The sequence below is a fragment of the Nostoc sp. MG11 genome (assembly GCF_014904695.1).
Classification (GTDB): Bacteria; Cyanobacteriota; Cyanobacteriia; order Cyanobacteriales; family Nostocaceae; genus Komarekiella.
In genome coordinates this window covers 1-4151 of the sequence record NZ_JACXXN010000125.1, presented here as the reverse complement: position 1 = coordinate 4151, position 4151 = coordinate 1, and the positions used below count along the sequence as shown (strand labels likewise).

The window sequence follows — 4151 nt, the reverse complement described above, 5'->3', positions numbered from 1 at the left end:
GCCATTTAAATGGTTGTTTTGGGTTCATCTCTGTAGCATTTCAGTCTCTTGAAAGAATATAACACTTGCTTAGGCACCTATTTTTGCAACACAGCCATTTCTCGCGGGTTCTCTAAATGCCAGTGATACTGCCCAGATATTCCCCAGCCTGACGCAACTTGTGAGAACCGACAGTCTACTATTGTAACTATACCGATGACTTGACCACGACGGAGGCTCTTTAACTCTGGAATAGACACGCCCATATTTTGACAGAATGTAGAGGCAATTTCGTATTCCTTTTTGGTACACTTTTTTGCAGCGTGAATGAGAATATCGCCTCGATAATTAATTGGCCAACCGCGATTTTCTACATCTTTGGTGGAGTAGATAATTCCCCATGCCCAAGGTTGACGGACGGATATCGCTTTCATATACTATCTTCTAAAAATTCAGCAGTTGAATGTATGCATCTAATGCTGCAATCGCCGGATGCGGATATATTTGTGATTTGAGTCCGTTGCAGATTGTGGCATTAGTTCCTTGGTCAGAAAAAGTAAAACTAATGCTAGACTGACGGGCAAAACAATGATGCAAAACTGTCAGTAAAACAAAATTTAACTGAATCAAAACCAGATTTTCAGAAGTAATAGACCGCCAGGGGGTCTCAAAAGAACGTTTTTCGACACATAGCAGTACTTTAACTTTGAATCTATAATCACGCTCTGTAGTAGAGCATTCGTCAGGAGAAAGAGCCGCCCATTGCTTGAGAAGTTGTTGATATGACTCGCTCACAAAAATCCTCCTTAGAATCCCCGATATTTGACCCACGACTTCCACACATTCAGCACTAGTTTATTCTGATTGTTAGCATATTTAACACAGTTGCCAGTTCCACTTACTGAACCATCAAAAAGTGCTATGAACTCTTGAATGAAACAAAAAAGCCGACATTGTAAAAATCAGTACTAGGACTAGATTCAACTAAGTAGTAATGAATCTCAAAATTATACTTTCCAAATAGTTTTTGAAATGAAGTAAGCAAGCCTCCATGAACTAGTCCAATGAAAAGGCAAACTCCTTTTATCTTTAAACTTTGAAAAAGTTCTTCTTCACTAGCGGTATTAATTAACTCATCAATAAGCATTCCAGAATCATTGAGTCTTTTAATTTCGATTAGCAAAGGCTCATATTTTTCAAAAATCTCTCTTTCTACTACCATCTCAAGCATTTCAAAAACATCCAGTTTTGTCGGTTATAATGCCAATAATCAAGTAAATGACGGGGAATTTTTACGCTCGTTGTGATGGCAATTTTGATTTGTTGCCATTCATCGAAAGTTTTGTTTTTAAAACTGCCATTTGCTCACGAATATGTGCTGGAGGAGGTACAGCTTCAGTAGCCTCGTGTCTTGGTTCTTCTACGGGTGCGCTTGATGTTTGTGGCAAAGCTTTAGCATCTTTGTCAGAACATTGGCAGTAGACAGTGATGAACTGCTTTTCCATGTGATTGCGGCGAAATTCTTCTGCCATTCCCACGGTACGTAAGCCGCCAACTGCTTGTAGGGCAACACGAGCGCGAGTCGATATATAAGCAATGCCTGAAGAATCTTGGCAATTTGTAGAGGCTTTTAAAATCACCTGCCACTCCATAAGCGCTTTGCTTTCTTTAGAGCCATGAATGAACCCAACTAACTCGCCAGCTGTTGGCATAAAGCGAGAATGCAGCAAGGCATTTTTGACAGCTTGCAAAAACTCTTCACCTGTCAATTCAGAACTGAGATACTCAAGCCAAATTCCTTTGATTGTGTCATCCAACACTTTGTTGAAATAACAATTGAGTAAATTCATTCCGTAATCGAAAACTTGTTGTTCAATCATTTTCCTGCGTCCATTAGCATTCTGAACATTGGGTCTGTTGCGTAAAGTCTGGCGATGTCCGCCGTAGCTCCGGTGCTTTCGTTACCGTTGTCATCAATCACACTGAATCGTCCTTTGTCCATCGATGGCGCTTTTCCTTCAACGCGTAAGCGGTATTTGGTGTCGTGCTTCATGGCAGTGGCGTGTTTATCGGCGTAATCGAGGATTTTGCCGTTAGTCATCAAGTTGCTTAGAGAGAATTGCTTTTGTCGCCACCAACCATCGTCTTGTTCTCTAACCCAGGTAAGGGCATCGGCAAACATCGTTGTAGCGGTGTCTGGAAAGTCCTTGAGCAGGCTTTTAATCTTTCTTAGGTGTTTCTGGGTTGATTTTGGTATGTTCAGTGAAATTAGAGGGCTTATTGGCGTTGTAAGCTGACAGGAACAAGCAGGATAATTGCTGATCCGTGATTCTTTTTTCAGTTCGTTCTGGCTTATTCGATTGTTCGTGATTATCGAACGAACCCGGAACTATTGATCCACTTGAGGGGTTATTGGTTTGGTGCAAAGACTCTGGTTGTATTGGCAATAAAGTGAGTTGTTGTGATACAGACTGTTTTGGTACTTCGTGTTGAGGTTGAGGGATGGGAGAGAAAATTTCATCACTCGCGTTTAATTCGACTGTGGGGGTAGGGGGTTCTTCTCTCTGTTTTGTAATCTCTGTCGTAGTCTCTGTAGTAATCTCTGTTTCTATTAGATCATTTTCACCTTTTCGGAATATGGAATTTACCATTTTCGGAATATGGAAATTCACCTTTTCGGAAGAACCATTTTCACCTTTTCGGAAATTCCCTTTTTCGTCATTTCCATTTTCACCTTTTTGGAAATTCACCTTTTCGGAAGAACCAGAAGCAACTTGTGTTTTGATGTGTTCAGGAGCTAATGGTGGAGCTTGTACAACTTGAGCTAGCAAAGAAAGAAAGTTATCCCAGTCGATACGGATATGCTTGGTTGGGCTATTGCCAAATTTGTAGATAGCAGTCTTGAGCAAGTTTTTGGACTCTAGTAACTTGATAGCTGAATCAAACTGCTTTGGTGTAATCCTGCATTCCTTCCACCAGTCCTCACGCTTTTTAGCCAACCACCTGTAACCATCACGTTCGATTTTGAGCCTGGGCTGTCCTTGGTCATCAGGAAGATGCCAGTAGATAATTTGACTTAAAAGAATTCCTGCAATTAAGTCTCCGCCAGTTACGTCAACATAACAGCGTTTGACTTCTATTGTGTCTCTTGAACGAATTTCCCAAGTCAGAAAGCTATTTTGATCACTGAGCCAATTCATCTCACACCTCCAATGATCATCAATACTTTTTCTGTTAAACTCATAGCAATAACACTCTTACACAAGTTTGCGTTCCCTCGTTTAACCATTCGTGTTAAAGAGGGATTTATTTTTACTAAAGTACCGAGATAGGAAATTCTCTGATTCTTAGTTGTTCTGGAAACTCTTCCATATCTCCACCCTTGCGATCACGGGTTTGAAGTCGCTGTCCCTGGTAGTGAGCATTAGCACCCAACTGCTTGACAAACACGGGTGTATTGGAAGCTTGGCACTGGTTGACGATTGACTCAATCCATTCAATATGGCATGGTCTGGAATTGGGGCCAGACTCCCCACCGCATATAATCCACGAAATCGTCGGTTCTTTTCTCTCCATTTCACTATTACACTGCCAGCAGTATTGGTAGTATTTATCTGGGGAATTAATACCAGTGACTCCACAATTTGGACATTTAATTTTGTGTCCTAAATAGCCAATTCCATTGTTGTGATATCGGGATAAAGTAATTTCCTCAAGCAGCGGCTCACAAGATAAAAAGCGTAGAGATGCGGGTATTTGTAATAAAATTGGGATACGTTTATCTGCCATCGCTTGATTTTCTGTTGACGTTCCTAACCACAAATTAGGTAGCGGAAAAGGTTGGTCAATAAAATATTGTTGGAGATTAATTAAACCTCCAAACTTTTCTCCAACAGCACCCCACAGATGTTCTTTGGCAGTTTCATACCATTTAACCCATAGTTGGGGTTGGCTAAAATACTCCAATGCCCTCTCTGGTCGCTTGGTAAGAACTTGAAAAGTATGCCCAGGACATAAGGCTATAACAGCCATTACTTGGTCGATCCACTCATTTGGAACATTGGCATGAAATAAGTCAGCCATGCTACAAACGAATATCTTTTTGGGTTTTCTCCAGTGCAGTGGTTTAATAAGTTGAGATTCCACAAATTGGACTGTTCCATCCCATTCAC

At 40.9% G+C, this 4151-nt stretch carries 7 protein-coding genes; all 7 read right to left on the bottom strand.

Going from position 1 to position 4151, the window contains the following annotated elements; genetic code table 11:
* Positions 1-77 precede the first annotated feature (77 nt).
* The gene (locus HCR01_RS37115) at positions 78-413 is read right to left on the bottom strand and encodes an ASCH domain-containing protein (protein WP_193200885.1); all 336 of its coding nucleotides are present in this window, start codon (positions 411-413) and stop codon (positions 78-80) included.
* Between the two features lie 10 nt (positions 414-423).
* Positions 424-774: a hypothetical protein gene (locus tag HCR01_RS37110; protein ID WP_193200884.1), complete on the bottom strand. Its 351-nt coding sequence runs from the start codon at positions 772-774 to the stop codon at positions 424-426.
* A 124-nt stretch (positions 775-898) separates the two neighbouring features.
* Positions 899-1210 carry a hypothetical protein gene (locus tag HCR01_RS37105; protein WP_193200883.1) on the bottom strand — a complete coding sequence of 104 codons (312 nt, stop codon included), beginning with the start codon at positions 1208-1210 and terminating at the stop codon, positions 899-901.
* 61 nt (positions 1211-1271) lie between these two features.
* Positions 1272-1859 carry a hypothetical protein gene (locus tag HCR01_RS37100; protein WP_193200882.1) on the bottom strand — a complete coding sequence of 196 codons (588 nt, stop codon included), beginning with the start codon at positions 1857-1859 and terminating at the stop codon, positions 1272-1274.
* The gene (locus tag HCR01_RS37095; RefSeq protein ID WP_193200881.1) at positions 1856-2161 is read right to left on the bottom strand and encodes a hypothetical protein; all 306 of its coding nucleotides are present in this window, start codon (positions 2159-2161) and stop codon (positions 1856-1858) included. Before HCR01_RS37095 ends, HCR01_RS37100 begins: the two co-directional genes overlap by 4 nt.
* Positions 2162-2198: 37 nt before the next feature.
* A complete protein-coding gene (locus tag HCR01_RS37090) occupies positions 2199-3179 on the bottom strand; it encodes a hypothetical protein (protein WP_193200880.1) in 981 nt (326 codons plus the stop codon).
* A gap of 115 nt (positions 3180-3294) precedes the next feature.
* Positions 3295-4151 (bottom strand): DUF5131 family protein (locus tag HCR01_RS37085; protein ID WP_193200879.1); only part of this gene is annotated, 857 nt, incomplete at its 5' end.

Excerpts from the sequence above, each read along its gene's own strand:
- HCR01_RS37095 (WP_193200881.1), bottom strand. The coding sequence starts at position 2,161 with ATGTTTGCCGATGCCCTTACCTGGGTTAGAGAACAAGACGATGGTTGG.
- HCR01_RS37100 (WP_193200882.1), bottom strand. The coding sequence starts at position 1,859 with ATGATTGAACAACAAGTTTTCGATTACGGAATGAATTTACTCAATTGT.
- HCR01_RS37115 (WP_193200885.1), bottom strand. The coding sequence starts at position 413 with ATGAAAGCGATATCCGTCCGTCAACCTTGGGCATGGGGAATTATCTAC.
- HCR01_RS37105 (WP_193200883.1), bottom strand. The coding sequence starts at position 1,210 with ATGCTTGAGATGGTAGTAGAAAGAGAGATTTTTGAAAAATATGAGCCT.
- HCR01_RS37090 (WP_193200880.1), bottom strand. The coding sequence starts at position 3,179 with ATGAATTGGCTCAGTGATCAAAATAGCTTTCTGACTTGGGAAATTCGT.